This window comes from Chryseobacterium sp. 22458, from assembly GCF_052044975.1.
Classification (GTDB): Bacteria; Bacteroidota; Bacteroidia; order Flavobacteriales; family Weeksellaceae; genus Chryseobacterium.
In genome coordinates, this window is record NZ_JBQEOA010000020.1 from 1 (window position 1) to 322 (window position 322).

General features: G+C 45.3%; 2 tRNA genes. Both read left to right on the forward strand.

Annotation, left to right across the window (positions count from 1 at the left end):
• Positions 1-73: transfer RNA gene (locus ACTJJF_RS21985), tRNA-Lys, on the forward strand.
• Positions 74-108: 35 nt separating this feature from the next.
• A tRNA-Leu gene (locus tag ACTJJF_RS21990) sits at positions 109-191 on the forward strand.
• The last annotated feature ends 131 nt before the right edge of the window (positions 192-322 follow it).

A 322-nucleotide genomic window follows, 5' to 3' on the forward strand; every position in this document is an offset into this window, starting at 1 on the left:
GACTCGGTAGCTCAGCTGGTAGAGCAATACACTTTTAATGTATGGGTCCTGGGTTCGAATCCCAGCCGGGTCACAAGCAAGAAAATTACCGGATGCTGTAATTTTATTGCCTGCGTGGTGAAATTGGTAGACACGCCATCTTGAGGGGGTGGTTTCCTAAGGATGTGCTGGTTCGAGTCCAGTCGCAGGCACTGCAAAGAAAATTTTTATAATTAAGAAATAAATACTTACATTTATTCTTAATTGTGGCCGACTCGGTAGCTCAGCTGGTAGAGCAATACACTTTTAATGTATGGGTCCTGGGTTCGAATCCCAGCCGGGT